Genomic DNA, 2,474 nt, shown 5'->3' on the forward strand with positions numbered 1-2,474 from the left:
ACGGTCATTCCGGGAAAAGTTGGGCATATTCAATTACAAGACCAAAGTGGGATACCTTTTGCAACAGGAGGAACACTTTGGTTTGCGATGCCGATGGCACAAGGGGATATTTTAAATGTGCGTGATATTGAGCAAGGGTTAGAAAATTTAAAACGCCCACCCAGTGCCGATGCGAATATTGAATTAGTACCGGGGGAATCAGTGGGTGAAACCGATGTGGTGATTCAATACAAACAAAGTTTACCTTTCCACCTCACTTTAGGATTGGATGACTCGGGCACCAAAGCGACAGGTCGGTTACAAGGGTCGGCCACTTTTTCTTGGGATAATGTATTAACGTTAAACGATATGTTTTATATCAGCGGAACAAGGAGTTTTAAACGAAAGAGCGATAATGCGGAGGGGGATTACGGCAGTAAAAATTTCAGTCTTTATTACTCAATTCCTTGGAAAAATTATCTTCTCACCCTTTCAGGCTCACGTTATACCTATCATCAAACCATTGCAGGCGCCTTTGAATCTTATCAATATTCCGGTGAAAGCCAACAAATGAAAGCCAATCTCAGCCGTTTATTATCCCGAGGTAGTCAATATAAAACCTCTATTAATGCGGCGGTATGGGCGAGAAAATCCTCAAATTACATTAATGACACCGAAGTAGAAGTACAGCGCCGGCGTACAGCCGGTTGGGAAGTGGGATTCAATCATACACACTATATTGGCAATGCGACCCTTCAACTTAGCGCAAACTACAAACGGGGAACGGGGGCTTATCGTGCGCTCCCCGCACCGGAAGAAGCCTTTGGTGAAGGCACATCACGCATGCAGATTGTTACCGCCACCATTGAGTTGGCTTATCCTTTTACCCTTGCCAACCAAGCACTGCGTTTTCACACGAGCTGGCATGCCCAGTGGAACCAAACCCCTTTAGTACAACAAGATAAATTGAGTATTGGTGGACGTTATACGGTGCGAGGTTTTGATGGCGAGCTCACCCTTTCCGGCGAACGGGGTTGGCTGTGGCGTAATGAATTAGCATGGGATGTGATGAACAAAGGACACGAACTTTATCTTGGTCTGGATAAAGGTGTCGTCCGCTCTCATCAAGAAGAACTTCAGCTAGGAGAGCGTCTCACCGGTGGCGTGATGGGGCTTCGAGGAAAACTTTGGGGCATTAACTATGAATACTTTATCGGCACCCCTATCAAAAAGCCACAGGGTTTTCGAACCAGCCATGTAACGACAGGTTTTAACCTGAGTTATCGTTTTTAAATGAAAACACAAATTTTATTTTTAAACCGAAACACCTAAATCGTTAAAGCGCATTTAAACGATTTCAAAATTTTTATTTCTAAGGAAACCGCATGAACAAAAATCACTATAAAGTTATCTTCAGCCGTGTATTGAACCAGCTTATTGTTGTGTCTGAACTTGCCAAAACACAAGGCAAGGCGACCTGTGAAAATCTTGAAAGTACGGAAACAAAAACAACGTTAAATTCCACCGCACTTTTGTCTTCTCCTGTTGCCTGCCTTCTCAACCCCATTCATTTTAGCCTGATGGTTGCTTTAGGCTTTGTATATCTTGCCCCAAACAGCGCACAAGCGCATGTCGACATGGCGATTCGTGCAGATAAATCGGCCCCGGGCAACCAACAACCGACTATTCTTCAAACTGCTAATGGTCTTCCTCAAGTAAACATTCAAACGCCCAGTGCTGCGGGCGTTTCTCGTAACCAATATTCGCAATTTGATGTGGCAGAAAAAGGGGCGGTGTTAAATAACGCCCGCAAAGCGACCCAAAGCCAAATGGCAGGCTGGGTACAAGGCAACCCAAACCTTGCCCGTGGCGAAGCCAAAGTGATTTTAAATGAAGTCAATTCCGTCAACCCAAGTCGCTTGAAAGGCTATGTGGAAGTGGCGGGTAAAAAAGCCGATGTGGTGATTGCCAACCCGAGTGGGATTCATTGTGAAGGCTGTGGGGTGATAAATGCAGGTAGAGCCACAATGACGACAGGGTACGCCCGGTTAGAAAATGGCGAATTGAAAGGTTATGAAGTGAAAGGTGGTCAAGTCACGGTTTCCGGCAAAGGGATGGATAACACCCAATCGGATTATACCGATATTATTGCGGAAAAAGTGAAAATTGACGGAGGGGTTTGGTCGAAAAAGGCGATAAAAGTGACCACAGGGAAAAACCGAGTCAACCGAACGAATGATTCGGTGGTTTATGTGGGAGATAAAAACAGGGCTGAAAATGACCGCACTTCTGAGCCTCAAACCAATCAGCAACATGACCAAAGCTATGCGGTAGATGTCAGCCAACTGGGCGGGATGTATGCCGAACGAATTCACTTAGTGGACAACGGCAGTGGATTAGGCGTCCGCCATGCCGGACATATAGGCGCAAGTGCGGGGAATGTGCAGATTGATAGTGAGGGGCGAATTGTTAATAGCGGAACTATCAGTGCCACA

At 45.7% G+C, this 2,474-nt stretch carries 2 protein-coding genes; both read left to right on the forward strand.

The features are described 5' to 3' along the window. On the forward strand, positions 1-1,272 hold a 1,272-nt coding region (locus tag BKK48_RS06670; RefSeq protein WP_143538815.1), incomplete at its 5' end, for a ShlB/FhaC/HecB family hemolysin secretion/activation protein. A 92-nt stretch (positions 1,273-1,364) separates the two neighbouring features. Further along, positions 1,365-2,474 (forward strand): two-partner secretion domain-containing protein (locus tag BKK48_RS06675; RefSeq protein ID WP_143538817.1); only part of this gene is annotated, 1,110 nt, incomplete at its 3' end.

The sequence above is a fragment of the Rodentibacter heidelbergensis genome (assembly GCF_002000125.1).
Lineage (GTDB): Bacteria > Pseudomonadota > Gammaproteobacteria > Enterobacterales > Pasteurellaceae > Rodentibacter > Rodentibacter heidelbergensis.